Here is a 26,100-nt window from a genome sequence, read left to right as displayed (position 1 = left end):
ACAGCTTCGCTGCAATTGGCAAAGCCAACGCCCAAAAAGCGATGCTTTTTGTTCTCGCTTGTTATTGTTTTACACAATTTTCAGCAAGATTTTTTTTCGTTGTATTATATAAAAATGCTTTGCCATTACGCATTTCGTGCCACGTCCAGCGAATATTCGTGTATTTTTTACCATCTTTGGTTACTGCAGGGGAAAGTTGATGAGTCGAACCTTGAAAATTAACCATAATAGTTTCTTTTTTTGTTGTATTCCTTGTAACTCTTTGGCGTTCAACCTCAACTTTTTTATTGTTTTTACAAAGATATAGATTGATTTCTGTCGCTTTCTCGACCTGCTTAATCACAGTTTTAGCAGGTTCTGCCACTTTTTGTACTTTTTCAACTTGCTCAACAGGCGGAATAATCTCGGTTGTACAAGCTGCTAAAGAGCCTACTAATACCGCCAAAACAATAAATTTATAGGATTTGGAAAATAAGTTCATATACTCCTCCTTAAAAACAAAGAAGCAACGCTTGTAGCGTTGCTCTTATTTCCTCATTATTTAAAAGTATAGCTACCGTTTGCTTGGCGTGTAAATTTACCACCTGAGCCAATGCTCATTTCAACCACACGGTTATTTTTATCTAAATGAACAGTTACTCGTTCACCCACTTTTAAATTACTTACTACATTATTTACTTTACTCATCGCATTCACATCTGAGATATTTAAATTATTATCACGGAATACCTGCATTAACGATACACCTTTTGGCACTGTCATTGTTTTAGTAGATACTGCTGCCGAAGCTGTATTTGTTTTAGCTACTTCAGATTTTACAGGTACTTTTTCTGCCGGTTTAGCCACTACTTTTGCCGGCTCTTTTTGTGCCTGTACTACAACACGCTCAGCTTTAGGCTGCTGTTTTGGAGTAGTTTCAGGTTGGAATATTACGCTACCCTCTGTTTTTGGCTTGATTGCAGGCTGTGCAACTACAGGTTTATTCTGAACAGGCTTAACTGCTACAGGTTGCTCAGCAACAGGAGCTTGTGTTGCCTGTGGCTGATTATTTTGCACTTGATTAGAAGCCAGTTGTTCAGTTTGACTTGGTGCTACTGCAGCTGTTGCCTCTTGTTGTGCTTGCGACTGAGTTTCTTGAGCTTGAGCCTGTTCTTGTGCTTTAGCTGCTTCTTGCTCCGCACGAGCTTGTTCTTCCGCTCGTTTTGCTTCTGCCTCATCTACCGGACGGAACTCAATTGGTAAACTACCACCTTGTTGCGATTGCAACTCTTCCACCGTTTCAGGCGTACTTGGTTTTAATAGGAAAAATAACACTAATAATGCTAAACCTAATAATGCTACTAATAATAAACGACGTGTTTTAGGTGGCATTTTCGCTTTAATATCTTTTGTTTTTGCAGTCGCCACAGCTGCCGTAGCTGCTAAGGTTGCCCCTGCTGCAGTTGCTGCTGCATTTGGAATAATACGCTCAGTAGTAAAACTTTCTTGAGCAGGCTTAACCGCTTCAGGTTCTACTTTTTCACTTATTTCAATAGGTTTAGTCGTTATTGCTGATGTAGTTTCTACAGAGATATTTTCTTCCACATCATTCAATACTCTCTCCGTATTCTCTGAGCTAGGGGTAAATTGAAATTCTTTTGTTGATTTAGCTGTAAATACATCTGCTGTTTTATCTTCCACTGTCGCATCAGGTCTTTTCATAATTGGCGTAAATGTATGAGCAGGTGCTTTTGTTGAATGTAGAGAAACATAAGGTTTATTGTTATGTTGAGATTCTATTTGAGCTGACTCTACCTTTTCATTTTCTTGAGTAGGAGTTAAAGGTTCGCCAAAAACAGGCTCTTTACGAAAGTTATTTTGTGTCATATTTATTCCAAAAATAATGGGAGTTAATTCATATAAAAATGTCGTTATTCTAAATCAATTCACGGTTTATTTGAATTTATTTGAATAAATTTACACAATATAGCGGTCATTTTTCATAAATTTTTTGCAAATTGTTGTAATCTCGCTTAATTTCAGACCAAATGCAAGCTAATAAGTTTAGCTTTTTCTATTTTTTCGATCTGTGTCGAAAAATTCATTTTTGCTACTTGCCGTCATTTTAATTCACTTTTACTCTTCTCCTCGAATTTTCACAACCAAAAGGAAAGCCTATGAAAATCATCAAAGCACTAAGTTTAAGTTTGTTACTGGGTTTGTCTTCTTACAGCTTGGCACAAACCGCTGAAACCGCTAAAGTGGCAGAAACAGTACCTGCGCAAGAGGTGGAGCAAACGACTACTCAAATTCAAACCAGTACTAATACGGTCAATATCAACACTGCAACAGCTGCGGAAATTCAAGATAAATTAGTTGGCATCGGTGCCAAAAAAGCCCAAGCAATTGTCGATTACCGTACCAAAAACGGCAATTTCAAAAGCGTGGAACAGCTAACCGAAGTATCCGGCATCGGGCAAGCAACCTTAGAGAAAAATCGAGCTAATATTGTTTTAGAGTAAGGTTTTAGTAGCAGCCAAGGATATGTTGAAGTGGGCAAAACTACAAAGCCCCTATCTGTTTTTTCTTTGTAGCCACTTCAACATCTTTAATTTTTTTATCTATTTTGCATTGTATTTGCTATACTTCGCCCTCATTTAAAAACAGACTTCAGTTTTTAATCAAAAAAAGGAAAACGCAATGCAATTAAAATCATACCCTACTCCGACTTATTTACAGCGTGTAAAAATTGCTCTGCATTACTTATTGCCACAGTTAGCAATTACCAGAACCGCAGGTTGGTTAGCGGAACAAAAATGGGGAGCAGTTACTCATTTCATTATTAAATTATTTGCCAAGCAGTACAAAGTGAATTTATCTGAAGCGGTAAAAACCGAGCCTTCAGATTACGCTACATTTAACGAATTTTTTATTCGTGAATTAAAAAAGGGCGTTCGTCCTATTAATAATGATTTAAATACTATTTGCCTTCCAGCAGACGGTAAAGTAAGCGAGTCAGGCGAAATTTCTGATAACCGCTTATTACAAGCAAAAGGTCATCACTTTACGTTAGAAACCTTATTAGCTAATGATGAAGAAATGGCGGCAAAATTTAAAGACGGCACATTTATTACCACTTATTTATCGCCAAGTGATTACCACCGTGTGCATATGCCGTGCGATTCCACCTTACGTAAAATGATTTATGTACCGGGTGAATTATATTCGGTAAATCCATTTTTAGCGGAACACGTTCCAAACTTATTTGCTCGCAACGAACGTGTAATTTGTGAATTTGATACCGAATTCGGACCAATGGTACAAATTTTAGTGGGTGCCACCGTTACTGCAAGTATGAGTACCGTTTGGGCAGGTGTGATTAACCCACCTCGAGCTGATGAAGTAGTCGTTTGGAACTATGAAACCGAAGGTGAAAAAGCGATTAAATTACGAAAAGGTGAGGAAATGGGTGCATTCCGTTTAGGCTCAACGGTAATTAACCTTTTCCCGAAAGGAAAGGTACATCTCAACCCAGCCTTGATTGCAGGAATGAAAACTCGAATGGGAGAAGAATTAGGTAGACTGATTTAAATACTCATTAGCCCTTTAAAACTGAATATACTATTTAGCTTTAAAGGGCTTTTTCATAACCAAATCATCTAGCTCATTCCAATAAAATAAAACCTACTATTTCACTAAGCCTTTCATTTATGCTATTGTTCTACCGATTTATAAATTAAATAAGGATAGATAATGAAGCTACAACAACTTATCCGAGAAAATCATTTAGGATTACTGTTTCAACAAGGAAATTTTGGTTTAGAAAAAGAGAGCCAACGTGTTGATATCTTTGGTAATATTGTTACCACTCCACATCCAGCCGTATTTGGCAATCGTTCTTACCACCCTTATATTCAAACTGATTTTGCAGAAAGCCAGTTAGAACTTATCACTCCTCCAAATGCGAAATTAGAAGATAGTTTTCGTTGGTTATCGGCAATACACGAGGTAGTTTTACGCTCTTTGCCGGAAGATGAGTACATTTTTCCTTTAAGTATGCCTGCCGGTTTACCGCCGGAAGACCTGATTCAAGAAGCACAATTTGATAACCCCGAGGATGTGAAATATCGTGAACATCTGTCTGCTACCTACGGCAAATATAAGCAGATGGTTAGCGGTGTGCATTATAACTTCCAACTTTCGCCGGAATTTGTGCAAAAAGCCTTTGCATTGCAAACGGAATACTCGGATCTAAAAACCTACCAAAACGCACTTTATATGAAGTTGGCGAATAACTTCTTGCGTTATCAGTGGATCTTGCTCTACTTGCTTGCTGCCACGCCAACGGTGGAATCGCAATATTTTTACGAAAAATCACCGCTTGCAACGGGGCAATTAGTACGTAGCTTGCGTTCAAGCCCTTATGGTTATGTCAATTCAGCTGATGTTCAGGTCAATCACGATAGCCTTGAAAGCTATGTGGAAAGCCTTGAGGATCAGGTGGCGAAAGGGTTGCTGATTGCGGAAAAAGAGTTCTACTCAAATGTGCGTTTACGTGGCGGTAAAAAAGCCCGTGATTTATTAGAAAATGGGGTGAAATATGCCGAGTTCCGTCTATTTGATCTCAACCCTTTCTCCCCTTACGGCATTACGTTGGAAGATGCGAAATTTATCCACACATTCTTGTTGGGAATGTTGTGGCTAGAGGAAGCAAGCGGTCAAAAAGAGGTAGAAATAGGCAAACAGAAACTTTACCAAGTAGCTCTCGAAGATCCAAGAGCGGAAACCGCTTTCCGTACCGAAGGTGAGGTGATTTTAAAGCATATTTTAGCGATGTTAGAAGATCTTGGTTCAAATGAAGAAAGACTTGCTCTTGTGCGTGAAAAATTAGCTCAGTTTGCTGATCCAACGAAAACAGTTAATGGACGTTTACTAAAAGCCATCGAACAATTCGGTAACTATAAAGCACTAGGAGCAAAACTCGCTCAAGAATACAAAGCCCAAGCCTTTGAGCGTTTTTATGCGTTGTCGGCATTTGATAATATGGAGCTGTCCACTCAAGCGTTATTCTTTGATTTGATTCAACAAGGCATTAGCACGGAATTATTGGACGAAAACGATCAATTCCTTGCCCTGAAATTTGGCGATCATTTGGAATATGTGAAAAACGGCAATATGACCAGCCACGATCAATATATTTCGCCACTCATTATGGAAAACAAAGTGGTAACGAAAAAAGTATTGGCAAAAGCTGGCTTTAATGTACCGAAAAGTGTTGAATTTACCACACTTGAAGAGGCTGTGGCTCACTATCCACTGTTTGAAGGTAAGGCAGTAGTGATTAAGCCAAAATCGACCAATTACGGTTTAGGTATTACCATTTTCCAGCAAGCGGTGAAAAATCGGGAGGATTTTGCAAAAGCGGTGGAAATTGCATTCCGTGAAGATAAAGAAGTGATGGTAGAAGATTATTTGGTCGGCACAGAATACCGTTTCTTCGTGCTGGGCGATGAAACCTTAGCCGTACTTTTGCGTGTGCCTGCCAATGTGATAGGAGACGGCGTGCATTCCGTCAAAGAATTGGTTGAGCTGAAAAATGACGATCCGCTACGAGGGGACGGTTCACGCAGTCCGTTGAAAAAAATCGCTTTGGGCGAAATCGAACAATTACAATTGAAAGAGCAAGGCTTAACGGTAAATTCCGTGCCGGCGAAAGGTCAAACCGTTCAGCTGCGTGCCAATTCCAACATTAGTACCGGTGGTGATTCGATTGATATGACCGATCAAATGCACGAGAGCTATAAACAAATTGCGGTAGGAATTGCTCACGCTATGGGAGCAAAAGTCTGCGGTGTCGATCTAATTATTCCAGATCTCACAAAACCTGCCGAGCCACATCTCAACTCTTGGGGCGTAATTGAAGCCAACTTCAATCCAATGATGATGATGCATATTTTCCCATATCAAGGGAAATCTCGCCGTTTAACCAAAGCAGTAATTAAAATGCTGTTTCCGGAAATAAGTAATTAAAATTCTTATTATCTATTCAAGAGGAGCCGTTGATTAATCAATGGCTCTTTATTTATACATCAGCACTCCAATTATATTTTACTTCGCACAAAATCACTCCAAATAAAGAATGAGCATATAACAAAACGAAAGAATACCAGTAACGTTTTGTTATTAAAATGTTATAAATAAATCACAATAAAGCTAATTAACAAACAAAAAATATCTTTATATGTGATATAGATCACACTTCCATAATTAATACATTGCGTGAAATAATTATCATATTAAAATCACACTCCAGTAATAACCTAAATACCTCTAAGGAGTAACAAATGAGCATTGCTATTATTATAGCAACCCATGGTGTTGCTGCAGAACAACTCCTCAAAACGACGGAGATGTTAATTGGTGAGCAAGAAGATGTGGCATACATTAACTTTGTTCCCGGTGAAAATGCAGAAACTATTATGGGTAAATACCAAACATTAATTGATGGACCATTATCACATTGTGATCAAGTTCTATTTCTTGTGGATATGTGGGGAGGAAGCCCCTTCAACGCGGCTAATCGCTTCCAAGATGGTAAAACAGGAATGGATGTTGTTGCCGGTGTTAATATCCCAATGTTAGTCAATACCTGTATGGCTCGTGATGATGTTGAATCACTAGAAGAGCTTGTTGAAGTAGCATTAGAAGCTGGCTCAACAGGCATTCGTTCATTAAACCATCAACCTGAGGTTGCTCAAGCAACTACTCCAACTCAAGAACAAGAAACATCTGTTACCCAACAATCTGAAATTGTCGATGATGGTCGCCGAATGACTATTGCTCTTGCCCGTATTGATGATCGTCTAATTCACGGACAAGTAGCAACTGTTTGGACAAAAGAAAGCAAGGTAAATCGTATTATTGTCGTAAATGAGGGTGTTGCAAAAGATAGCGTTCGCACAACAATGTTAAAAAGTGTAGCTCCTCTTGGTGTTACGGCACACGTTGTTGATGTACCTAAAATGATCCGTGTCTATAACAATCCTGAATATGCAGATGACAGAGTGATGCTTCTCTTCACTAATCCTAGCGATGTGCTGGAACTTATCGAAGGTGGTGTTCCGCTTACGTCCATTAATGTTGGAGGCATTTCTCATAAAGAAGGGAAAAAAATGGTCAGCCACGCTGTTGCCGTTGATCAGAAGGATATTGAGGCTTTCAAAGCTATTGACACAAAAGGTGTTGAGTTGGAAGTACGTAAAGTCTCAAGTGATAGCCGTCAATATATGATGGATTTATTAAAAAAACATAATTTAATCTAAAGGAAATCAATATGGAACTCTCAGCATTACAAATTGTGCTTTTATTCCTCGTTGCCTGTATCTCCGGTATGGGCTCAATTCTTGATGAATGGCAAACTCACCGTCCGCTGATCGCTTGTACGATGATAGGATTAGTGTTAGGCGATGTTACAACTGGTGTTATTGTAGGTGGTTCATTAGAACTATTAGCATTAGGCTGGATGAACATTGGTGCAGCAGTTGCTCCTGATGCAGCTCTTGCCTCTATTGTTTCAACCATTCTTGTCATTGTTGGTAAACAAGATATTTCAACAGGTATTGCTATTGCAATCCCACTTGCAGCAGCAGGTCAAGTATTAACTTATATTGTACGAGCTATCACTGTTGGCTTCCAACACGCAGCGGATAAATCAATAGAAGATGGTAACTTAAACCGCTTAGATTGGCTACATCGTGGTGCATTACTCTTACAAGCAATGCGTATTGCTATTCCAGCATTAATTGTTGCTCTAACAGCAGGTACAGATGCAGTACAAACGATGTTAAACGCTATTCCTGAAGTTGTAACAACAGGGCTCAAAATTGCAGGTGGCTTTATTGCCGTAGTCGGTTATGCGATGGTGATTAATATGATGCGTGCAGGTCATTTAATGCCGTTCTTCTTTGCCGGTTTTGTGATTGCAGGTTTTACTGATTTTAACCTTGTAGCACTTGGTGTACTAGGTACTGTAATTGCAATGCTGTATATCCATATGCACCCCAAATACAATAAAAGCCAACAAGTAGTAGTAACTACCACACCGAAAAATGATTTAGACAACCGTTTAGACTAAGAGGGCATTCAATATGACAACCGAAATCAAAAAAGTAACAAAAAGCGATTTGAATGCCGTTGTACGTCGTTCAAACTTATTCCAAGGTTCGTGGAACTTTGAGCGTATGCAGGCTTTAGGCTTTGCTTATGCGATGGTACCGGTCATCAAACGCTTATATCCCGATCCAAATGACCCTGCTCGTAAAGAAGCTATTAAACGCCACTCTGAATTCTTTAACACTCAGCCATTTGTTGGTGCCCCTATTTTAGGTGTAACTATTGCGATGGAAGAAGAGCGAGCTAATGGTAAAGAGATCGATAATGCCGCAATTAACGGGATTAAAGTTGGTCTGATGGGTCCTTTAGCAGGTGTAGGTGATCCTATCTTCTGGGGAACCGTTCGCCCCGTCTTTGCTGCATTAGGGGCAGGTTTAGCGTTAAAAGGCGAACTTTTAGGTCCAATTTTATTCTTTGTTTTATTTAATATTGTCCGCTTAGCAAGCCGCTATTATGGTGTAGTTTATGGCTATAAAAAAGGATTAGATGTTGTACAAGATATGAGCGGAGGTTTACTACAAAAATTAACCGAAGGTGCTTCAATTTTAGGTCTGTTTATTATGGGGGCTTTAGTCCAAAAATGGACCAGCATCAATGTTCCGCTTGTACTTTCTACAATTCAAAAACAAGATGGTACAACCGAAATTACCACCGTTCAAAGCATCTTAGACAGCTTAATGCCGGGTTTACTACCGTTGCTTTTAACCTTTGCTTGTATGTGGCTACTTCGCAACCGTGTTAATGCAATTTGGATTATTCTAGGATTCTTTGTCATTGGTATTTTAGGTGCTGCAACAGGTGCATTAGCTTAAATAATACCAATATGTAAAATTTCTCTCAAAAATGACCGCTTGATCTTCAAGCGGTTTTTTATAATTTCTATCTACATTTTCCCACTATTCAGACATTATGACAAATGCGATTCTTTTTTTCTTTATTTTACTTAGCTTTAGTTTTGCTATTTACGATCAAATCCTAATGAATAAACTTAAAGGCGAAACAAAACTCACTGTCATACTCAAAAAACAAAAAGCTATTGATAGTTGGTTATTAATTGGTTTAATCATACTATCTATTAGCTATGGCATTCAAAATCAAATTTCAGTATTTACCCTCTATCTACTTAGCACTTGCGTTATTTTAGCCGTCTATTTAGCATTTTTTCGTGCACCACGTCTTTTACTCAAACAAAATGGATTTTTCTTTGCCAACGTTTATTTTCATTACACTAGAATTTACCAAATAAATATAGCTGAAATAAATTCTCGTGAAAAAGTCCTCGTCATTGATTTACACGGAGGAAGAAGGTTACTTGCCTGCCCCGAAAACGAAAATGATCTTCAATCTGTGGTAAACTTTTTTGGTGGATATAGAAAATAGCAAAGCGGTTGTTTTTCTCAAACATTTTGCAAAAAATATGAGAAAAACAACCGCTTGTAATATTAAAAATGCAATTATGCTTTCGCTGCTGCCGCTGCTTTCACGATAACCGCAAATGCCGGAGCTTTCAGTGAAGCACCGCCCACTAATGCACCGTCAATGTCTGGTTGAGTAAATAATTCTGCCGCATTTGCATCGTTTACTGAACCGCCGTATTGAATAATCACTTGGTCTGCTACCGCTTGTGATTTTGCTGCGATGTGATCACGGATGAATTTATGTACTGCTTGAGCTTGTGCCGGAGTCGCAGATTTGCCTGTGCCGATCGCCCAGATTGGTTCGTAAGCAATAACTGCACCGTTGAATGCTTCAACACCGTGTGCGTTGATTACTGCATCAATTTGACGTGCACACACTTCTTCGGTTTTGCCTGCTTCGTTTTCCGCTTCAGATTCACCGATACATAACACCGGCACTAAACCTGCATCTTTTAACACTTTGAATTTTTGGGCGATAAATTCATCGCTCTCTTTATGGTAAGTACGACGCTCTGAATGTCCGATAATGATGTATTTTGCACCAAACTCTTTTAACATTTCAGGGGAAATATCGCCTGTGAATGCACCTTTCACATTCACATCAACATTTTGTGAACCTAATGCAATTAAGCCTTTATCGCTGCAACCACAGCCACAACCTGCAAGTGATGCTTCAGCGTGAGCCAAATACATTACCGGTGGAGCAATTGCTACATCACAGCCTTCAACGCCGTGTAATTCTGCTTTTAAATCTGCAATTAAGGTTTTGGTAAACGCTTTATCACCGTTTAATTTCCAGTTACCCATTACCAGTGGACGACGTGCCATTTTGTTTCTCCTATAAATTGAATTTAAATATAAATCGTTGTGAACTATATCAAATTTTGAAAGCGTTTTGTGGTTTTTATTCGCTTTTTCTGATCTAGATCGAAAGGTTTAACGTATAATTAGTAAATCTATTTCTAATGAGCAAAAAACAATGCAACTAAACTATTTATACTCTGCCCCTCAAACCCAAGGGCGTTTAAAAGCTGAATTTGCCGACTTTATCGTGCGTGAAGAATTGGGCTATGAACTGACTGGCGAGGGAGAGTTTGTGGCAGTTAAAATTCGTAAAACCAATGCAAACACTCTCTTTGTCGGCGAAAAATTAGCAAAATTTGTCGGAATTTCTGAGCGAGAGATGAGCTACGCAGGCTTAAAAGACCGCCACGCCGTTACCGAGCAATGGTTCTGCTTGCATTTGGCAGGCAAAGAAACACCTGATTTCTCTACTTTTGAATGTGAAGGTGTGGAAATTTTAGAGGTTACTCGCCACAACCGCAAAATCCGCGTTGGCTCACTTGCCGGCAATTATTTTGAGTTATTGCTGCGTGATGTCAAAGAAAGCGATAACCTAACTCATCGCTTACAGCAAATACAAGCGGTCGGATTCCCCAATTATTTTACCGAACAACGTTTCGGGCGAGACGGTCATAATTTAACCCAAGCGTTACGTTGGGCTAAGGGTGAGATTACGGTAAAAGATCGCAAAAAACGCAGTTTCTACCTTTCCGCTGCCCGCTCTGAAGTATTTAATTTAGTCGTTTCCCAACGTATTGCAGATGGTTTGATGAACCAAGTGCTAGAAAATGATTACGTTCAGCTTGCCGGCTCAAATAGTTTTTTCTGCGTAAAACAAGATGAAATTGCCGAAACCCAAGATCGCTTAGCTCACTTTGATGTGTTACTCACCGCTCCTCTCATTGGTGAAAAATCGCTTGAGTTGGAAAGCAACCAACCCGAAAAAGCAATTATTGAACAACACTCCGATCTAGTGGAATTAATGAAAAAAGAGCGAATGAGCACTGCCCGCCGAGCAATGATCTGCAAACCTAAAGATCTCGAATGGCAATTTGAGACAGATGGATTAAGATTAAAATTCTTTTTAGATTCAGGTAGCTATGCAACAGGATTGGTGCGAGAGTTAATACGTTTATCGGAAGAGAATGAAGTTTAAATCTACAAGCGGTTAGATTTATAAGATTTTTTGCAATTTGCAAAACTTTCTTAAAATCTTACCGCTTTTTACACTTTTAGACTAAAAAAATTGTCGAAAAATTGTTAGAATTGAATGCTTTTATACTTAGTATCTGTTTAGCAGTAAGATCTAAAGGAAATTATGAGAATTTTAATCAGTAATGACGATGGTTTTCACGCTGTCGGCATTCAAACCTTAGCCAAAGCACTGCGAGATGCAGGGCATATTGTAACCATTATTGCTCCGGATCGTAACCGCAGTGCAGCATCAAGTTGTTTAACTTTGGTCGATCCATTACGTGTGCATCGTTTTGATGAATACAATTATGCGGTAATCGCCGGTACACCGGCAGATTGTGTCCATTTAGCCTTAAATGGCTTGTTTGACGGTAAATTTGCGGAAAAATTTGATTTAGTGGTTTCGGGGATTAATCACGGTGCAAATTTAGGCGATGATGTGGTTTACTCAGGTACGGTAGCTGCCGCGTTAGAAGGTCGCCATTTACCATTACCAAGTATTGCAGTTTCGCTGGTTGGACGTAAGCATTCCTCATTTTTAGATGGCGAAAACCATTTTAATACCGCAGCACAAGTTGTGTTAGATTTGTTGGTAAAAATGGAAAATCAAATGTTTCCGCCAAACCACGTTTTAAACGTGAATGTGCCAAATTTACCTTATACAGAACTAAAAGGCACGATGATCACCCGATTAGGAGAACGCTCAACCGCTGCTGAGATCGTAAAACAGAAAGATCCTCGCAATGCCGATGTGTATTGGATTGGCGTAACAGGCGATCCAATAGATGAAAGTTACGGCACCGATTTTTATGCGTTAAATCGAGATTGTGTATCTATTACTCCAATCCAAGTGGATATGACTGCACATAAAACTATTGCAACTTTAAAAGGCATTTTTAATGAAACTGTTTGAAAAAATTTATGACAAAACTATGGAATGGTCAAAACACCGTTTAGCGACATTTTGGCTTAGTTTAGTCAGTTTTATTGAGGCGATTTTCTTCCCAATTCCGCCTGATGTAATGCTTATTCCGATGTCGATGGCAAAACCGGAAAATGCGTTTAAATATGCTTTTTATACCACTGTTGCCTCCGTATTGGGCGGTATTATCGGCTATTTTATCGGTTTGTATGCGACCGATTGGGTACAAGGCGTTATTGCCAACTGGGGAATGCAGGCAAACTTCGATAGAGCAAAAGCGTGGTTTGAAACTTGGGGAGTGGCAGTTGTCTTCTTAGCTGGATTCTCACCAATTCCGTTTAAAGTATTTACTATATGTGCCGGTGTGCTACAAATGGCATTTTTCCCATTTGTAATAACCGCTGCAATTTCTCGTTTTGCCCGCTTTATTTTAGTCGCAAAACTGTCTGCGTGGGGAGGCAAAAAATATGAAGTCAGAATTCGCCACTCTATTGAATTAATTGGTTGGGGAACTATCGTGCTTGCGGTAGTTGCTTATCTTCTTTACAAATTATTGAACTAAATTTTAAGGGTAATAGAAAATGAAAAAATCACTTTTTGTTTTATCACTTGTCTCATTCGCTTTAGCAGGCTGTTCAAGTAACTCAAGCGAGTCTAGTACATCAAGCGTGGAAACCACAGATGCCAACGCAACTTGGCAATCTGCGGATAGTATTCAAACTGCACCAATGCCGGATTCTATGAATCAACCCATTGCTGTACCGCCGGCACAGCCTGTATATTCAGCCCCACAACCTATTACTGCCGCACCTGCACCAATGCCTGTTTCAAGCGGTAGCTATGGAGCTCAAATGGAAAACGTAGGCAACTGCCAAGTTGTGCGTGATGGCAATAATGCCCCAATTTACGCACAAATTACCAAAGGTTGCTATACCGATAGCTCTTACACAGTGGGTAAAAGTGATACCCTTTATTTAATTGGCTACTTAACAGGCACAAGTGCGAGCCATATTGCTAACTTAAACGGCTTAAGTGCAAATTCTGCCCTAAAAGTTGGTCAAGTACTGCGTGTGCGTTAATAGGCGGATTGAGTGAAAAAATCATTTTTAACATTTGCAATTTCTTGTGCATTTTTGACCGCTTGTGGAACAAGCTCTAAACAGGACAACGTTGATGATCCGAACCTCTTACCTTCAGGCACATTAGAGCCTGTTGCCGGTTCTGGAGCAAGTCAAGGGAGTTACAGCTTACCGTCCGATATTAAATCGACGTCTATGCCTGATACAATGAAATAATTTTAGGATAATCATTTAATGAAAAAACAATTTATACTTTTACCTTTAGTTTCCGCTATTTTAGCTGCTTGTTCCTCGAACAATCCTGCACCGGTGGTTAATGCTTCGGGCAATAATGAGCTTAGTCCAGGTGTGATGCAGCCTGTAAATAGTAATATGGGAGCAATAAATTCAAGCGGTGGTTGGCAGTCTGATATTCAGTCAGCTCCAATGCCAAGCTCAATGAACACACCGGTGCAAACTATTCCGCAGCCTGTTTCTACACCTCAGCCGGTTGCAAATGTGCCGCAGCCTGTTATCACTAATCCTGTGATTACAGAACAACCGCCACAGCCGACGACTACGACTAAAATTGTAAAAAAAACAAAAACGGTAGAGAAAAAAGTCGATCAGAATTTTGAGATTCCGCGTGATGCTAACAATGCTCCGATGTATAACCAAATTCAAAAAGGCTTCTATGATGGTTCAACTTACACGGTTCGCAAAGGCGATACGATGTTTTTAATTGCTTATATTGTGGGCAAAGATGTAAAAGAAATCGCCGCTCTTAACAATATGAGTGAGCCTTATCAATTAAATGTAGGGCAACAAATTAAGACCGGTAAATCAGCTACAGAAACTATTACCGTTGAGGAAAAAGTAACCGTACCGGTTGAGCCACAAATTACTTATCAACAAGGTGCAAATGGTACAACTTACGCTTCTGATGGTAACATTACAGGTCCGGTGAAAGCGGGAACAGGTAATACAGAAGTACCCGTTTCTAATAATGGCATTCGAGCAACAGCAGGAACAGTATCAGCTGTAACAGCTTCTGTAGGTAATGCAAACCAAGTAGAAAATCGTACAACTTCGACTATTCGAGCGACAACCGCCTCTGAAAGTCCATCGTCTGCCTCAAATACAACGGTAGCTCCTACTTCATCAATTAAATGGCAATGGCCAACCAATGGACGTGTTATTTCAGGCTTCTCATCAGCAGAAGGTGGCAATAAAGGTTTAGATATCGCGGGCTCGAAAGGGCAAGACGTGCGTGCAGCGGCAGCAGGTAAAGTTGTATATGCAGGTAATGCCCTACAAGGTTATGGTAACTTAATTATCATCAAACATACCGATGACTTCTTAAGTGCTTATGCACATAACAATACCATTGATGTTGATGAGCAAGATACAGTTAAAGCCGGTCAGAAGATTGGTACTTTAGGTAGTACCGGTACAAACACCAACAAGCTTCACTTTGAAATTCGTTACAAAGGGAAATCTGTCGATCCTGCTCGTTATTTACCAAGAAAATAATGGTAAACTTTTAGCGTAATTTGACCGCTTGTTTCATCTTATATTAGGAACAAGCGGTTATTTTTTATAGGAATTTTACAAATGAGCAAAACTACACGCTGCGATTGGTGCGGTGAGAGCGAACTTTACGTGAAATATCACGATGAAGAGTGGGGAAAACCTGAATTCAATAGCATCAAGCTATTTGAGAAAATTTGTCTTGAAGGACAACAAGCGGGGCTTTCGTGGATTACTGTACTGAAAAAGCGAGAAGCTTATCGTCAAGCATTTCATCAGTTTGATCCTGTAAAAATTGCTCAGATGACAGAAAGAGATCTCGATCAACTAATGCAAAATGCCGGTTTAATCCGCCACAGAGCAAAATTAGAAGCCATTATAAAAAATGCAAAAGCTTATCTTGCAATGCAGGAAAAAGACGAAGATTTTAGTACATTTATTTGGGGATTTGTGAACCATCAACCACAAATTAATGATGTACCCTCGCTTCAAACTGTTCCGGCTAAAACAGATACTTCAAAGGCTATGTCTAAGGCGTTAAAAAAGAAAGGATTTGTTTTTGTGGGTGAAACGACTTGTTACGCTTTTATGCAATCAATGGGACTGGTTGATGACCACTTGAATAATTGCATCTGTAAAACGAAATAGCGATAAAAAAATTAGGCGACCAGTGGTCGCCTAATCTCAATCCTAATTATTGATTGTTTTGAACGTAATCAATTGCTGATTGAACTGTAGTAATTTTTTCAGCTTCTTCATCTGGAATTTCGATATCGAATTCTTCTTCTAAAGCCATTACTAATTCAACGGTATCTAAAGAGTCAGCACCTAAATCTTCAATGAAAGAAGCTTCCGGTTTAACGTCTTCTGCTTTCGCGCCAAGTTGATCAACAATGATTTTTTTTACGCGTTCTTCAATGCTCATTTTGTTTTTCCTATAGTGAATATCGCATAAGTGCGAGAGTTAATTAGTGTAATCGAAATAATTTTAGATACAACCTTTTTATAGAAAGGTCAAACCAGACTATTCCAATACACAAGAATAAAACTGTATCTGTTCTACCATTCTATCATTATGTTTGTCTTTAATCTATAGAGATAGTTCAAATTTCCGGATCTGATTAACGAACTTTCGCTAATTCAGCTCTCATTTGCTCAATGACAGTTTTATAATCAGGCTGGTCAAAAATCGCAGAACCTGCTACAAACATATCTGCACCGGCAGCAGCAATTTCGGCAATATTATTGATTTTTACACCACCATCCACTTCCAAACGAATGTTGTAACCGCTGTCATCAATGCGTTTTCGAACTTCACGTAGCTTGTCTAAAGTGGATGGAATAAAAGATTGCCCACCAAAGCCCGGATTTACCGACATCAATAAAATCACATCAACTTTATCCATCACATAATCTAAATAGTGCAAAGGCGTTGCAGGATTGAATACCAAGCCGGATTTACAACCTAAATCACGAATAAGTTGTAAATTACGATCAATATGTTCTGTTGCCTCCGGGTGGAAAGTAATGTAATCGGCACCTGCCTTAGCAAAATCAGGAATTAAACGCTCAACAGGTTTTACCATTAAATGCACATCAATCGGACATTGAATGCCATAATCTCGTAATGCTTGGCAAATTGCCGGTCCAAAGGTTAAATTAGGCACATAGTGATTATCCATTACATCAAAATGAATTAAATCCGCCCCAGCCTTTAGCACATCTTTCACATCATCACCCAATCTAGCTAAATCTGCCGATAAAATCGAAGGGGCAATCAAATAAGGATTTTTGCTCATATTTCCTCACAATTTATGAATAAATGGTTGTTAGATTAACATAATTTTAAAAATGAAAATCAGATCTAGATCTAAAAATTAGCTTTTTCTTTAAATTCCATAAAAAAGTTATGGAATAAAAATTAAATTTCGTATAACATATATTCCATAATATAATTATGGTTAATAGCCTATTGTCAAATTTTGGAGAAAATATGAAAAAAGGGATTCATCCTGAAAATTATCGTGAAGTACTGTTTTATGATGCCTCTGTACAACAAGGCTGGGTTATCCGTTCTTGTGCATCGACGAATAAAACAATGGTATGGGAAGATGGTAAAGAGTACCCACTTTATACCTTAGATACCTCATCAGCATCGCACCCGGTTTACACAGGTAAACGTCGTGAAGTGAATAATGAAGGTCGTGCAAGTCAATTTAAAGATAGATTTAAAGGCTTTGCTGCAACACTTTCAAATAAAAAATAAGAAGGACATAAAATGAAAATTTTAAATTCATTAAAATCGGCAAAAACACGCCACCCTGATTGTCAAATTGTAAGACGTAAAGGTAAACTGTACGTAATTTGCAAAACCAATCCAAGATTTAAAGCTCGTCAGCGTTAAAAAGAATAGCACCTTAATTCATTCCAATTAAGGTGCTAATTTTTTATAACTAAATGTTCCCAATAATCCACTTAATTTGCTATTTTCCCTCATAGTTCCATTATCAATAAAACAATTCATTCTATAAAACCATTTCCTTATGGCTTATTCCATTTAGTTATTTGCAAGCGGTCATTTTTCCCTTTAAATTTGCAAATACTAAATTTTACCAATTAAAAGGAACTTATTATGTTGAAAAAATTATCAGTTGCCGCATTAGCACTTACTCTTTCTGTTTCTGCATTTGCGAAAGAGAGCTTACTTGAGCGTATCAATAACAAAGGCACAATTACTGTTGGTACAGAGGGAACCTACGCACCTTATACCTATCACGATGAGAGCGGTAAATTAACAGGCTATGATGTAGAAGTAACCCGTGCGGTAGCAGAAAAGCTCGGCGTAAAAGTTGAATTTAAAGAAACACAATGGGACGCAATGTTAGCTGGTTTAAAAAGTGAGCGTTTTGACTTAGTGGCAAACCAAGTTGGTTTAACATCACCGGAACGCCGTGCAACATTTGATAAATCTGAAGCGTACAGCTGGGACGGTGCAGCATTATTAGTGCGTGAAGATGAAACCAAAATCAAAAGCCCGGCTGATGTAAAAGGTGTAAAAACAGCACAAACATTAAGCTCTAACTATGGCGAATTAGCACGTGAAAGCGGTGCGGATATCGTGCCAATCGACGGTATGGCACAAGGCTTACTATTAATTCAGCAAAAACGAGCTGATGCAACCTTCAATAGCCACTTATCACTATTAGATTACTTGAAAAAGAATCTGAATTCAGGCTTGAAAATCGTGTGGGAAAAAGAAGAAAAAGTGGGAGCAGGTTTAGTGGCAAACAAAGGTAACGATGAAGCATTAGCAAAAATCAGTCAAGCAATCGTTCAATTACGCGAAGATGGTACATTAAAAAAATTAGGTGAACAGTTCTTCGGTAAAAATATTAGTGTACAATAATCCGTATTGGATTTGGCTGAGGGGCGACTTCGCCCCTTTTGTTTTTTTAAGTTTAATCTCCCTACTATTTCAAAAGTAAGGGAGATTTTAGGTTTTTAGATGTTAAACGATCTACTACTTTCTATTCCCTTTATGACCCAAGCCCGAGTGGATTTGGTGTTAAGTGGCTTCTTGCCTATGGTAAAAGCCGCCTTTTTAGTCTCTATTCCATTGGCAATTGCCTCCTTTGTTATTGGTATGTTGATTGCTGTAAGTGTTGCGTTAGTAAGAATTAGTCCATCAACTAGCATTCTACACCGCTTGTTGCTGCTATTTGTAAAAGGTTACATATCAATTATTCGTGGCACACCGATGCTGGTGCAGATCTGTATCGTATTCTACGGATTACCTGCGGTAGGTATTTTCATTGATCCTATCCCGGCAGCGATTATTGGCTTCTCTCTAAATATTGGAGCTTATGGCTCTGAAACTATTCGTGCCTCAATTTTATCTGTCCCCAAAGGACAATGGGAAGCAGGCTATACCATCGGTATGACTTATATGCAAACTTTCCGCCGTATCATTGCACCACAAGCCATTAGAGTTGCAGTACCACCACTGAGCAACACCTTTATCGGATTGTTCAAAGATACCTCACTAGCCTCTGTCGTAACCGTTACTGAAATGTTCCGTGTTGCACAACAGGTGGCAAATATGTCTTATGATTTCCTTCCGGTTTATATTGAGGCAGCAATTATCTACTGGTGCTTCTGCTGGGTACTGTTCTTAATTCAAGCAAGACTTGAAGTTCGCTTTAACCGATTTGTGGCGAAGTAGGAGGAAAGAATGATAAAAATCCGTAATATTCACAAAACCTTCGGACAAAATACAATTTTACGAGGGATTGATTTAGACATTCAAAAAGGGCAAGTCGTTGTTATTCTAGGACCATCCGGTTCAGGCAAAACCACTTTTCTGCGTTGTTTGAATGCGTTAGAAATGCCAGAAAAAGGTACGCTAGAGTTTACTGATAATGCTCCATTAATAATTGATTTTGCTGCAAAACCAAGTAAAAAAGATATTTTAGCACTCCGTCGTAAATCAGGTATGGTGTTCCAAAACTATAACCTCTTTCCACACAAAACGGCATTGGAAAATGTGATGGAAGGACCTGTATTTGTGCAGCAACAAGCGGTCGAAATTGCTAAAGAAAATGCAAAACGCTTGCTTGCAAAAGTGGGATTATCAGATAAAGCCGATCTCTATCCATTCCAACTGTCGGGCGGACAGCAACAGCGAGTTGGCATTGCAAGAGCTCTAGCAATTCAGCCAGATTTAATGCTATTTGATGAACCGACCTCAGCTCTTGACCCTGAATTAGTACAAGATGTATTAAATACAATGAAAGAGCTCGCCAACGAAGGGTGGACGATGGTGGTGGTTACTCACGAAATCAAATTCGCCCTTGATGTCGCCGATATTGTAGTTGTAATGGACGGTGGGGAAATTGTAGAACAAGGCTCACCACAACAACTCTTTAAAAACCCACAACACGAACGAACAAAACGTTTCCTACATCAAATTCGGGCTGATGGATAATAAAAAATCGGCTCCTTAATTAACCTAAGGAGCCGATTTTATTTCTATTGCTTAATTAAGCCGCAGCCCACAGCCCACCAAAAATTTGGTAAAACAAGCTGTTTAATAGCAATAGTCCAAAGCCTAATACCATTACCGAGAAATCTAACATTCCTGTTCTTGGAAGTAGTTTGCGGATAAAACCTAACACCGGTTCAGTAATTTGAGCAACAGTATAATCAAGTGGGTGGTTACCCTGTGTAACCCAACTCATCAATGCACGAATTAAGGTGGTGAAAAAGAGAATTTGTCCGAAGGTTTTTACTAAACTTAATAAACCGATTAATACGGCACGAGGCAAATCCAGTCCAAAGAAGATAAATTGCAAAGTAACTAATGCCGCAGCAATCAAAAGTGCAGGAAAGCAGATATTTTTAACCGTTGGAATTAATTTACCAACAGGGGCAACCAAAGGCTCTGTAATTTTGAGCAAGGTTTGCGAAATAGGCAAACGTGGATCAACTCGACAAAATTGTAGCCACGTTCTGAGTACCAGCACAAAATTGAAAAAGCCAACAACTAACGAAATAACAGGGGCTAAAAATTCCATTTATTTCTCTCTTTTATTACTTGAAATTAAAAAAACAAGCGGTCGTTTTTACGAAAAAATTTGCAAATTTTCAGAAAAATATGACCGCTTGTATCAGTGTAAATCAATTAAACTTGTGCTGGGTAATCCCACCAAATATCGAACAACTCGCTTACTTGTACATTTTGTAACCCGTTGTTTTCTAACCAAGTTTTCACTAATTGACGGTGAGATTCATCACATTTGCCTAATTTTTCTAAGCAAACTAAACCTTCCCAATTTAAGTAGCCGTTTGCTTCTAACGCTAAACCGTTTGGTTTGATCACTTCATCAATGAAACGATCAACTGTTTCATCGATTTGGTCGATACCTGTGTTTTCAGCAAAACTAAATTTGATTAAAAAACCTAACTCTTGGTATTCACCTAAGTGCATTTTTTTACGCTGACGAGCATTACGTTGAACTGCCATTTTTTCTCTCCTCTATTAAGTAAACTGTTACTTATTTTTTAACAAAATATAGATCCCACACACCATGTCCTAGCTTGTGCCCTCTTTCTTCAAATTTGGTTAAAGGGCGAAAATCCGGGCGTGGAATAAAATCATTGGTCGGTGATGTATTTTGCAATTTATCCTCAAATTGGCGTAACACTTCAAGCATATGCTCTGAGTAATTTTCCCAATCGGTTGCAAAATGAATAAAGCCGTTTGGGCTTAATTTTTCAATCACTCTTGTGATAAATTCAGGCTGAACAATACGACGTTTGTGGTGTTTTGCTTTCTGCCAAGGGTCTGGGAAATAGAGCTGTAAACCACCTAATGAGCTATCTGCGACACTATCTCGCAGAATTTCCGTTGCATCGTGGCAAATCACTCTCAGATTTTTCACGCCTTTTTCTAACGCATAAGCAATACAAGCTCCAACACCCGGTGTGTGAACTTCTATGCCGATGTAATTGCGATTTGGGTTTTGTTCCGCCATTTCAACCAGCGATTTCCCCATTCCAAAACCAATTTCTAGCACAATGGGGTTATTGTTGCCGAAAATCTGTTCAAAATTAAAGGGGATTGGTTGATAATCTAGCCCTAAATTTGCCCAGTTGTTGTTCATCATATCACGTTGATAATCGCTTAAGCGACCGGTACGCAATACGAAACTACGCACTTTTCTTAAATAACGACCATCTTCGGTAAATTCAGCTTGCTCAACCGTTTTACGTTTTTTATCTGCAAAGGTTTGTTTTTCTGACATTTTCTCGCCTTAAAACTTCACTAATGCAGAACCCCAAGTCCAGCCGCCGCCGAAAGCCTCGAGAAGTAATAATTGACCACGTTTTACACGACCATCACGTACCGCTTCATCAAGAGCTACCGGCACCGTCGCCGCACTGGTGTTGGCATATTTATCAAGGGTTACTACCACTTGGTCCATTTCCATCTCTAATTTTTTCGCCGTTGCAGTGATAATACGTAAATTTGCTTGATGTGGAATGAGCCAATCAAGATCTGATTTTTGTAAATTATTTGCTTCTAACGTTTCTTCTACCACGCTTGAAAGTTGGTTCACTGCAATTTTGAAAGTTGCGTTGCCCTGCATTTCAATAAAGCCGGAACGCTCTTCACCACGCTTTTGACCTTTTAAGGTAAGATTATTGTCCAAATCCGGCGAAGCGTGTAAGTGCGTTGAAATAATCCCTTGCTCCTCGCTGGCTTCTAAAATAACTGCACCCGCTCCATCGCCAAATAACACAACTGTACTGCGGTCAGTTTCGTCTAACATTCTGGAGTTGATGTCTGAACCAATCACTAACGCTTTTTTCACTTGCCCGTTACGCACAAATTGATCGGCAACACTTAACGCATACACAAAGCCCGTGCAAGCAGCTGCCACATCAAATGCAATAGCATCTTGAATATTGAGCAAGCCTTGAATTTGGCAAGCCGCACTTGGATAAGCGTGGGAATTGGTAGTTGTGCCAACCACGATTAAACCAATTTCATTAGCGTCAATTTTTGCCATTTCTAAGGCTTGTTGAGCCGCTTTTGCTCCCATTGTAGCAACGGTTTCATCAGCTCTTGCAATACGGCGTTCACGAATGCCCGAGCGAGTAACAATCCATTCATCAGAGGTGTCCACCATTTTTTCTAAATCAGCATTGGTACGCACCTGACTTGGTAAATAACTTCCCGTTGCTAAAATTTTGCTGTTCATATTTTTGATTATTCTCAATCGATTAAAATAGTAATCCGTTATTATAGCTTGAAAATAAAGAAATTTATAGACTTTACAAGCGGTTGTTTTTGGTAAATTTTTTACTAAAAACAACCGCTTGTAAATTTATTGAACCGCAATTTTGACACTCACGACTTCCTGTGGCTGGAGTAAAGTGTTCAAACGAGCAGTTTCAACACAAACCATTTTCTGATAAGCATTTTCGCTCATTCTGCCTGTTGGCTTATGCCAAGGGTTCCATAAAACCGTTTCTGTTGCATTACGATGTTCAATCACAATGGCTCTTTGGTAAGCGAAATCTTGAATGATATTCGTTGGGTTCGCCGCATAAATACAGTCTATGTTTTGATCTATCCGGCGAGGAGACGGCACTTCAACGTTTTGATTAGTTAATTTATCAAAACAACGGATTGGCAAACCTTGCACTTCCACTTTTTCAATATCGCCCACATTAAAATAAGTATGTAATGCAAGCTGTGCCGGCTCTTGGGCTAAATGGGTAAAGTGTAGCTCGCAAGTTTCGCCTAAAATCATCTCCATTCTGGCTTCCTGTGCTAAAGTGAACACTAAACGAACGTTTTCACTAGAACAAGAATGTTCAACTAAATTCCACTCTCGAATACGTGCCGTACCGTGAGCAGGTTCTTTTACCGGTCCAAACCAAGGGTAACAAATCGGCACACCGCCCCGAATAGCCGTGCCTACTTTAAAAGGCTCAATCTCACTTAACCACAATACATCTTGCTTTGCATTATGTGGCTGCCAACTTAGTAATTGTGCTCCTTGTAATGCAATTTTGGCTTTGACTTTACTATGATTTACTTCCAGCACGTCTAATTCATTATATTTGGTTAATTTTAATTCATTGCTCAAGTTCATAATATATTCCTTTGATGAGTGAAATGAGTGAAATGATTGAAAAGCAACAAAAATGTGAATGAGATCACAAAACTAAGCATTAATTTTCTACCTCTTTTAGGTAGTCGTTATAATAGTTAATATTCTAACATAGATAAGGAGAAAACTATGAAAACGCTCGGCGAATTTATTATTGAAAAACAAGCCGAATACCCTGGAGCGAAAGGTGAATTAAGTGGTATTTTGTCATCAATTCGTTTAGCTGCAAAAATTATTCATCGTGAAATTAACCGTGCGGGCTTAAGCCAAGATATTTTAGGCACAGCAGGCTCTGAAAACGTGCAAGGCGAAGCTCAAATGAAGCTTGATGTTTTCGCAAATGAAACAATGAAAAAAGCCTTATTAGCCCGTGAGGACGTAGCAGGTTTCGCTTCAGAAGAAGATGATGACTTTGTTGCATTTGACACGGAACGTGGTCGCAACGCAAAATATATTTTAATGACGGATCCGCTTGATGGTTCGTCTAACATTGAAGTGAATGTATCTGTTGGTACGATCTTCTCGATCTACCGCCGTGTTTCGCCAATTGGTACGCCTGTAACCAAAGAAGATTTCTTGCAAGAAGGGCGTAAACAAGTTGCTGCCGGTTATGTTACTTATGGCTCATCAACAATGTTGGTTTACACCACAGGTAATGGCGTGAATGGCTTTACTTACGATCCATCACTCGGCTTATTTATTCTTTCTCACCCCGATCTCAAAACGCCGACAGAAGGAAAATATTACTCCATCAACGAAGGGCAATATGTAACCTTCCCTCAAGGGGTAAAACGCTTTATTAAATATTGCCAAGAAACGGACGAAGCCACTAAACGCCCATATTCATCACGTTATATCGGCTCGTTAGTATCTGACTTCCACCGCAATTTATTAAAAGGCGGGATCTACATTTATCCAACTTCAACCGTTTACCCGAAAGGCAAATTACGTTTACTCTATGAATGCAACCCAATCGCCTTCTTAGCGGAACAAGCAGGTGGAATGGCAACTGACGGCTTTAATCCGATTTTGGATATTAAACCAACTGAGTTACACCAACGTGTGCCATTCTTTGTTGGCTCAAGCTCAATGGTGAAACAAGCGGGCGAATTTATGCAAGAATTTGCAAAATAAAACGCTCTCTGAAACAAAAGGCGAACATCAAGTTCGCCTTAGTTTTATCTAATCCACCCTCTTATAAATTCAGTAATTTGTTCCACATCATTAATATCAAGTAAATTCTCTCGCTCAAGAAAATAATCTGTTGCGGTAGCAATCGTCCACTTATCAAGCTCCGGCAATGGCTTTTCAATCTCTTTGCGATGGAGCTGAATTTTCGGCAAAGTTTCGTGTTTAAAGCCTTCCACGAAAACAAGATCGATCTCTTGCGGATTGAATTTTGCAATTAATTGAGAAAATTCGACCGCTTGTTTGGTTTCTGTCATTAACGCCCAACGTTCATCGCACACAATCATTGTCGGATTTGCTCCTGCTTCACGCAAGCGGTGGCTGTCTTTGCCTTTTTTATCCACATCAACATTATGGTGGGAGTGCTTAATCAAGCCAACCCGAATGCCACAAGCGGTCAATTTTGGGATTAATTTTTCCAATAAGGTAGTTTTGCCCGTGCCGCTGTAGCCTGTAATCGCAAGGGTTTTCACCGGAAATTGGCTTACTCGGTTTAAATCTTCCAATGTATTCACGTTCGTGAATGCGGATTTTTGTTCAGAAAAATCCACCACCACACTTTTTTGTGATTGGAAAAACCAAAGCAGACGGCGTTCGCCTGAAGCTAAATAGTGGCTCAATTCCTCTTTTACCGAATGATGAACCAATGCAAATGTTGGGTGTGGTCGCTCGCCATCGTGAACATAGGCAATTTGAGCGTTGTTAATACGTAAGGCAATGTGTAATTTTTGCAATAACTTCGTTGGAATAAAAGGTGTATCACAAGGCACAAAGAGCACATAGTCGCTGTCAATTCTCTCTAAGCCTGATAGCATTCCGCTTAGCGGACCTTGAAAATCGGGCAGACTATCTTGGTAATAAGGGATTGTAGGATAAAGTTGCTGATATTGCTCAATAGAACGGTTTATATTCAGCCAAATGTCGCTAACTTGTGGGGAAAGACGGGTTAAAATGTGTGAAATAAGCGGTTTTCCATCAAAAAGTTGCAACCCTTTTTCCACGCCATTCATTCGGCGAGCCAAACCGCCGGCTAAAATCACGGCTGAAATACGTTCTTCTATTATTTTACTCACAGCTTTATCCCTTAAAATTTTGCAAAAACTAAAGCAAAAGTA

At 39.3% G+C, this 26,100-nt stretch carries 31 protein-coding genes; 20 read left to right on the top strand and 11 right to left on the bottom strand.

Annotated features, from left to right (window positions below; translation table 11 throughout):
* Nucleotides 1–61: 61 nt before the first annotated feature.
* Together X781_RS01740 and X781_RS01735 are read right to left on the bottom strand one after the other, a co-directional pair.
* The gene (locus X781_RS01740) at nt 62–481 is read right to left on the bottom strand and encodes an MliC family protein (RefSeq protein WP_025235272.1); all 420 of its coding nucleotides are present in this window, start codon (nt 479–481) and stop codon (nt 62–64) included.
* Between the two features lie 56 nt (nt 482–537).
* On the bottom strand, nt 538–1,866 hold the full coding sequence (locus X781_RS01735) for a LysM-like peptidoglycan-binding domain-containing protein (RefSeq protein ID WP_025235271.1): 1,329 nt from the start codon (nt 1,864–1,866) through the stop codon (nt 538–540).
* A gap of 290 nt (nt 1,867–2,156) precedes the next feature.
* On the opposite strand from X781_RS01735, the gene X781_RS01730 reads away from it, so the two are divergent.
* The 7 genes from X781_RS01730 (at nt 2,157) to X781_RS01700 (ending at nt 9,531) form a co-directional block, all read left to right on the top strand.
* Entirely contained in the window at nt 2,157–2,501 is a 345-nt protein-coding gene (locus X781_RS01730) for a ComEA family DNA-binding protein (RefSeq protein ID WP_025235270.1), read from the top strand.
* A 178-nt stretch (nt 2,502–2,679) separates the two neighbouring features.
* On the top strand, nt 2,680–3,570 hold the full coding sequence (asd, locus tag X781_RS01725; protein ID WP_025235269.1) for an archaetidylserine decarboxylase: 891 nt from the start codon (nt 2,680–2,682) through the stop codon (nt 3,568–3,570).
* 162 nt (nt 3,571–3,732) lie between these two features.
* Entirely contained in the window at nt 3,733–6,009 is a 2,277-nt protein-coding gene (gshAB, locus tag X781_RS01720) for a bifunctional glutamate--cysteine ligase GshA/glutathione synthetase GshB (RefSeq protein ID WP_025235268.1), read from the top strand.
* 314 nt (nt 6,010–6,323) lie between these two features.
* On the top strand, nt 6,324–7,301 hold the full coding sequence (gene manX, locus X781_RS01715; RefSeq protein WP_025235267.1) for a PTS mannose transporter subunit IIAB: 978 nt from the start codon (nt 6,324–6,326) through the stop codon (nt 7,299–7,301).
* Nucleotides 7,302–7,312: 11 nt separating this feature from the next.
* Nucleotides 7,313–8,113, top strand: a complete 801-nt coding sequence (locus tag X781_RS01710; RefSeq protein ID WP_025235266.1) for a PTS mannose/fructose/sorbose transporter subunit IIC — start codon at nt 7,313–7,315, stop codon at nt 8,111–8,113.
* Between the two features lie 13 nt (nt 8,114–8,126).
* Nucleotides 8,127–8,963, top strand: a complete 837-nt coding sequence (locus X781_RS01705) for a PTS mannose transporter subunit IID (protein WP_025235265.1) — start codon at nt 8,127–8,129, stop codon at nt 8,961–8,963.
* Between the two features lie 97 nt (nt 8,964–9,060).
* Nucleotides 9,061–9,531 carry a DUF986 family protein gene (locus X781_RS01700; RefSeq protein WP_025235264.1) on the top strand — a complete coding sequence of 157 codons (471 nt, stop codon included), beginning with the start codon at nt 9,061–9,063 and terminating at the stop codon, nt 9,529–9,531.
* Nucleotides 9,532–9,605: 74 nt separating this feature from the next.
* Here X781_RS01700 and tpiA read toward each other — a convergent pair whose 3' ends face one another.
* Nucleotides 9,606–10,397, bottom strand: coding sequence for a triose-phosphate isomerase (gene tpiA / locus X781_RS01695; RefSeq protein WP_006251116.1), 792 nt, complete (start codon nt 10,395–10,397; stop codon nt 9,606–9,608).
* A 151-nt stretch (nt 10,398–10,548) separates the two neighbouring features.
* Here tpiA and truD point away from each other — a divergent pair, with 151 nt between their 5' ends.
* The 7 genes from truD (at nt 10,549) to X781_RS01660 (ending at nt 15,764) form a co-directional block, all read left to right on the top strand.
* Entirely contained in the window at nt 10,549–11,568 is a 1,020-nt protein-coding gene (gene truD, locus X781_RS01690) for a tRNA pseudouridine(13) synthase TruD (protein ID WP_025235263.1), read from the top strand.
* A gap of 162 nt (nt 11,569–11,730) precedes the next feature.
* A complete protein-coding gene (gene surE / locus X781_RS01685; RefSeq protein ID WP_025235262.1) occupies nt 11,731–12,519 on the top strand; it encodes a 5'/3'-nucleotidase SurE in 789 nt (262 codons plus the stop codon).
* Nucleotides 12,506–13,090, top strand: a complete 585-nt coding sequence (locus X781_RS01680) for a YqaA family protein (protein WP_025235261.1) — start codon at nt 12,506–12,508, stop codon at nt 13,088–13,090. The genes surE and X781_RS01680 overlap by 14 nt, the downstream gene beginning before the upstream one ends.
* A 19-nt stretch (nt 13,091–13,109) precedes the next feature.
* Entirely contained in the window at nt 13,110–13,607 is a 498-nt protein-coding gene (locus X781_RS01675) for a LysM peptidoglycan-binding domain-containing protein (protein WP_025235260.1), read from the top strand.
* 12 nt (nt 13,608–13,619) lie between these two features.
* A complete protein-coding gene (locus tag X781_RS01670) occupies nt 13,620–13,823 on the top strand; it encodes a hypothetical protein (RefSeq protein WP_025235259.1) in 204 nt (67 codons plus the stop codon).
* Between the two features lie 18 nt (nt 13,824–13,841).
* Complete coding sequence (locus tag X781_RS01665) at nt 13,842–15,119, top strand: peptidoglycan DD-metalloendopeptidase family protein (protein ID WP_025235258.1); 1,278 nt, start codon at nt 13,842–13,844, stop codon at nt 15,117–15,119.
* A gap of 81 nt (nt 15,120–15,200) precedes the next feature.
* A complete protein-coding gene (locus X781_RS01660) occupies nt 15,201–15,764 on the top strand; it encodes a DNA-3-methyladenine glycosylase I (RefSeq protein ID WP_025235257.1) in 564 nt (187 codons plus the stop codon).
* 46 nt (nt 15,765–15,810) lie between these two features.
* Here X781_RS01660 and acpP read toward each other — a convergent pair whose 3' ends face one another.
* Together acpP and rpe are read right to left on the bottom strand one after the other, a co-directional pair.
* Complete coding sequence (gene acpP / locus X781_RS01655) at nt 15,811–16,041, bottom strand: acyl carrier protein (protein ID WP_006249478.1); 231 nt, start codon at nt 16,039–16,041, stop codon at nt 15,811–15,813.
* Between the two features lie 196 nt (nt 16,042–16,237).
* Nucleotides 16,238–16,915: a ribulose-phosphate 3-epimerase gene (gene rpe, locus X781_RS01650; protein WP_025235256.1), complete on the bottom strand. Its 678-nt coding sequence runs from the start codon at nt 16,913–16,915 to the stop codon at nt 16,238–16,240.
* 194 nt (nt 16,916–17,109) lie between these two features.
* Here rpe and X781_RS01645 point away from each other — a divergent pair, with 194 nt between their 5' ends.
* The 5 genes from X781_RS01645 (at nt 17,110) to X781_RS01625 (ending at nt 20,100) form a co-directional block, all read left to right on the top strand.
* Nucleotides 17,110–17,382, top strand: coding sequence for a type B 50S ribosomal protein L31 (locus X781_RS01645; protein WP_025235255.1), 273 nt, complete (start codon nt 17,110–17,112; stop codon nt 17,380–17,382).
* A 12-nt stretch (nt 17,383–17,394) separates the two neighbouring features.
* Entirely contained in the window at nt 17,395–17,520 is a 126-nt protein-coding gene (gene ykgO / locus X781_RS01640) for a type B 50S ribosomal protein L36 (RefSeq protein WP_025218041.1), read from the top strand.
* A 228-nt stretch (nt 17,521–17,748) separates the two neighbouring features.
* Nucleotides 17,749–18,522 (top strand): amino acid ABC transporter substrate-binding protein, encoded by a 774-nt coding sequence (locus X781_RS01635; protein ID WP_025235254.1) that lies wholly within the window; start codon nt 17,749–17,751, stop codon nt 18,520–18,522.
* Nucleotides 18,523–18,621: 99 nt separating this feature from the next.
* Nucleotides 18,622–19,338, top strand: a complete 717-nt coding sequence (locus X781_RS01630) for an amino acid ABC transporter permease (RefSeq protein ID WP_025235253.1) — start codon at nt 18,622–18,624, stop codon at nt 19,336–19,338.
* A 9-nt stretch (nt 19,339–19,347) separates the two neighbouring features.
* Nucleotides 19,348–20,100 (top strand): amino acid ABC transporter ATP-binding protein, encoded by a 753-nt coding sequence (locus tag X781_RS01625; RefSeq protein WP_025235252.1) that lies wholly within the window; start codon nt 19,348–19,350, stop codon nt 20,098–20,100.
* 55 nt (nt 20,101–20,155) lie between these two features.
* Here the strand turns inward: X781_RS01625 and X781_RS01620 are convergent, their stop codons facing one another.
* From X781_RS01620 to X781_RS01600, 5 genes are all read right to left on the bottom strand, one after another.
* Entirely contained in the window at nt 20,156–20,689 is a 534-nt protein-coding gene (locus tag X781_RS01620) for a YggT family protein (RefSeq protein WP_025235251.1), read from the bottom strand.
* A gap of 107 nt (nt 20,690–20,796) precedes the next feature.
* Entirely contained in the window at nt 20,797–21,138 is a 342-nt protein-coding gene (locus X781_RS01615) for a YggL family protein (RefSeq protein WP_025235250.1), read from the bottom strand.
* 31 nt (nt 21,139–21,169) lie between these two features.
* Nucleotides 21,170–21,919, bottom strand: a complete 750-nt coding sequence (trmB, locus tag X781_RS01610) for a tRNA (guanosine(46)-N7)-methyltransferase TrmB (RefSeq protein ID WP_025235249.1) — start codon at nt 21,917–21,919, stop codon at nt 21,170–21,172.
* Nucleotides 21,920–21,928: 9 nt separating this feature from the next.
* Nucleotides 21,929–22,879, bottom strand: coding sequence for a beta-ketoacyl-ACP synthase III (locus X781_RS01605; RefSeq protein ID WP_025235248.1), 951 nt, complete (start codon nt 22,877–22,879; stop codon nt 21,929–21,931).
* Between the two features lie 126 nt (nt 22,880–23,005).
* The gene (locus X781_RS01600) at nt 23,006–23,779 is read right to left on the bottom strand and encodes a D-hexose-6-phosphate mutarotase (protein WP_025235247.1); all 774 of its coding nucleotides are present in this window, start codon (nt 23,777–23,779) and stop codon (nt 23,006–23,008) included.
* A gap of 147 nt (nt 23,780–23,926) precedes the next feature.
* On the opposite strand from X781_RS01600, the gene fbp reads away from it, so the two are divergent.
* Complete coding sequence (fbp, locus tag X781_RS01595; protein WP_025235246.1) at nt 23,927–24,931, top strand: class 1 fructose-bisphosphatase; 1,005 nt, start codon at nt 23,927–23,929, stop codon at nt 24,929–24,931.
* Between the two features lie 44 nt (nt 24,932–24,975).
* Here fbp and mobA read toward each other — a convergent pair whose 3' ends face one another.
* Nucleotides 24,976–25,995 (bottom strand): molybdenum cofactor guanylyltransferase MobA, encoded by a 1,020-nt coding sequence (gene mobA, locus X781_RS01590; RefSeq protein ID WP_051411638.1) that lies wholly within the window; start codon nt 25,993–25,995, stop codon nt 24,976–24,978.
* Nucleotides 25,996–26,100 lie beyond the last annotated feature (105 nt).

It is taken from the genome of Mannheimia sp. USDA-ARS-USMARC-1261, assembly GCF_000521605.1.
Lineage (GTDB): Bacteria > Pseudomonadota > Gammaproteobacteria > Enterobacterales > Pasteurellaceae > Mannheimia > Mannheimia indoligenes.
Note: the sequence above shows the minus strand (reverse complement) of the source record. Positions and strands in the feature narration are given on the sequence as shown.

Excerpts from the sequence above, each read along its gene's own strand:
- X781_RS01635 (WP_025235254.1), top strand. The coding sequence starts at position 17,749 with ATGTTGAAAAAATTATCAGTTGCCGCATTAGCACTTACTCTTTCTGTT.
- surE (WP_025235262.1), top strand. The coding sequence starts at position 11,731 with ATGAGAATTTTAATCAGTAATGACGATGGTTTTCACGCTGTCGGCATT.
- X781_RS01735 (WP_025235271.1), bottom strand. The coding sequence starts at position 1,866 with ATGACACAAAATAACTTTCGTAAAGAGCCTGTTTTTGGCGAACCTTTA.
- X781_RS01700 (WP_025235264.1), top strand. The coding sequence starts at position 9,061 with ATGACAAATGCGATTCTTTTTTTCTTTATTTTACTTAGCTTTAGTTTT.
- X781_RS01705 (WP_025235265.1), top strand. The coding sequence starts at position 8,127 with ATGACAACCGAAATCAAAAAAGTAACAAAAAGCGATTTGAATGCCGTT.
- mobA (WP_051411638.1), bottom strand. The coding sequence starts at position 25,995 with ATGAATGGCGTGGAAAAAGGGTTGCAACTTTTTGATGGAAAACCGCTT.
- X781_RS01615 (WP_025235250.1), bottom strand. The coding sequence starts at position 21,138 with ATGGCAGTTCAACGTAATGCTCGTCAGCGTAAAAAAATGCACTTAGGT.
- X781_RS01625 (WP_025235252.1), top strand. The coding sequence starts at position 19,348 with ATGATAAAAATCCGTAATATTCACAAAACCTTCGGACAAAATACAATT.
- X781_RS01630 (WP_025235253.1), top strand. The coding sequence starts at position 18,622 with ATGTTAAACGATCTACTACTTTCTATTCCCTTTATGACCCAAGCCCGA.
- tpiA (WP_006251116.1), bottom strand. The coding sequence starts at position 10,397 with ATGGCACGTCGTCCACTGGTAATGGGTAACTGGAAATTAAACGGTGAT.
- acpP (WP_006249478.1), bottom strand. The coding sequence starts at position 16,041 with ATGAGCATTGAAGAACGCGTAAAAAAAATCATTGTTGATCAACTTGGC.
- X781_RS01660 (WP_025235257.1), top strand. The coding sequence starts at position 15,201 with ATGAGCAAAACTACACGCTGCGATTGGTGCGGTGAGAGCGAACTTTAC.
- ykgO (WP_025218041.1), top strand. The coding sequence starts at position 17,395 with ATGAAAATTTTAAATTCATTAAAATCGGCAAAAACACGCCACCCTGAT.
- X781_RS01730 (WP_025235270.1), top strand. The coding sequence starts at position 2,157 with ATGAAAATCATCAAAGCACTAAGTTTAAGTTTGTTACTGGGTTTGTCT.
- trmB (WP_025235249.1), bottom strand. The coding sequence starts at position 21,919 with ATGTCAGAAAAACAAACCTTTGCAGATAAAAAACGTAAAACGGTTGAG.
- rpe (WP_025235256.1), bottom strand. The coding sequence starts at position 16,915 with ATGAGCAAAAATCCTTATTTGATTGCCCCTTCGATTTTATCGGCAGAT.
- X781_RS01620 (WP_025235251.1), bottom strand. The coding sequence starts at position 20,689 with ATGGAATTTTTAGCCCCTGTTATTTCGTTAGTTGTTGGCTTTTTCAAT.
- X781_RS01600 (WP_025235247.1), bottom strand. The coding sequence starts at position 23,779 with ATGAACTTGAGCAATGAATTAAAATTAACCAAATATAATGAATTAGAC.
- X781_RS01740 (WP_025235272.1), bottom strand. The coding sequence starts at position 481 with ATGAACTTATTTTCCAAATCCTATAAATTTATTGTTTTGGCGGTATTA.
- gshAB (WP_025235268.1), top strand. The coding sequence starts at position 3,733 with ATGAAGCTACAACAACTTATCCGAGAAAATCATTTAGGATTACTGTTT.
- truD (WP_025235263.1), top strand. The coding sequence starts at position 10,549 with ATGCAACTAAACTATTTATACTCTGCCCCTCAAACCCAAGGGCGTTTA.
- X781_RS01680 (WP_025235261.1), top strand. The coding sequence starts at position 12,506 with ATGAAACTGTTTGAAAAAATTTATGACAAAACTATGGAATGGTCAAAA.
- X781_RS01665 (WP_025235258.1), top strand. The coding sequence starts at position 13,842 with ATGAAAAAACAATTTATACTTTTACCTTTAGTTTCCGCTATTTTAGCT.
- asd (WP_025235269.1), top strand. The coding sequence starts at position 2,680 with ATGCAATTAAAATCATACCCTACTCCGACTTATTTACAGCGTGTAAAA.
- X781_RS01675 (WP_025235260.1), top strand. The coding sequence starts at position 13,110 with ATGAAAAAATCACTTTTTGTTTTATCACTTGTCTCATTCGCTTTAGCA.
- fbp (WP_025235246.1), top strand. The coding sequence starts at position 23,927 with ATGAAAACGCTCGGCGAATTTATTATTGAAAAACAAGCCGAATACCCT.
- manX (WP_025235267.1), top strand. The coding sequence starts at position 6,324 with ATGAGCATTGCTATTATTATAGCAACCCATGGTGTTGCTGCAGAACAA.
- X781_RS01710 (WP_025235266.1), top strand. The coding sequence starts at position 7,313 with ATGGAACTCTCAGCATTACAAATTGTGCTTTTATTCCTCGTTGCCTGT.
- X781_RS01645 (WP_025235255.1), top strand. The coding sequence starts at position 17,110 with ATGAAAAAAGGGATTCATCCTGAAAATTATCGTGAAGTACTGTTTTAT.
- X781_RS01605 (WP_025235248.1), bottom strand. The coding sequence starts at position 22,879 with ATGAACAGCAAAATTTTAGCAACGGGAAGTTATTTACCAAGTCAGGTG.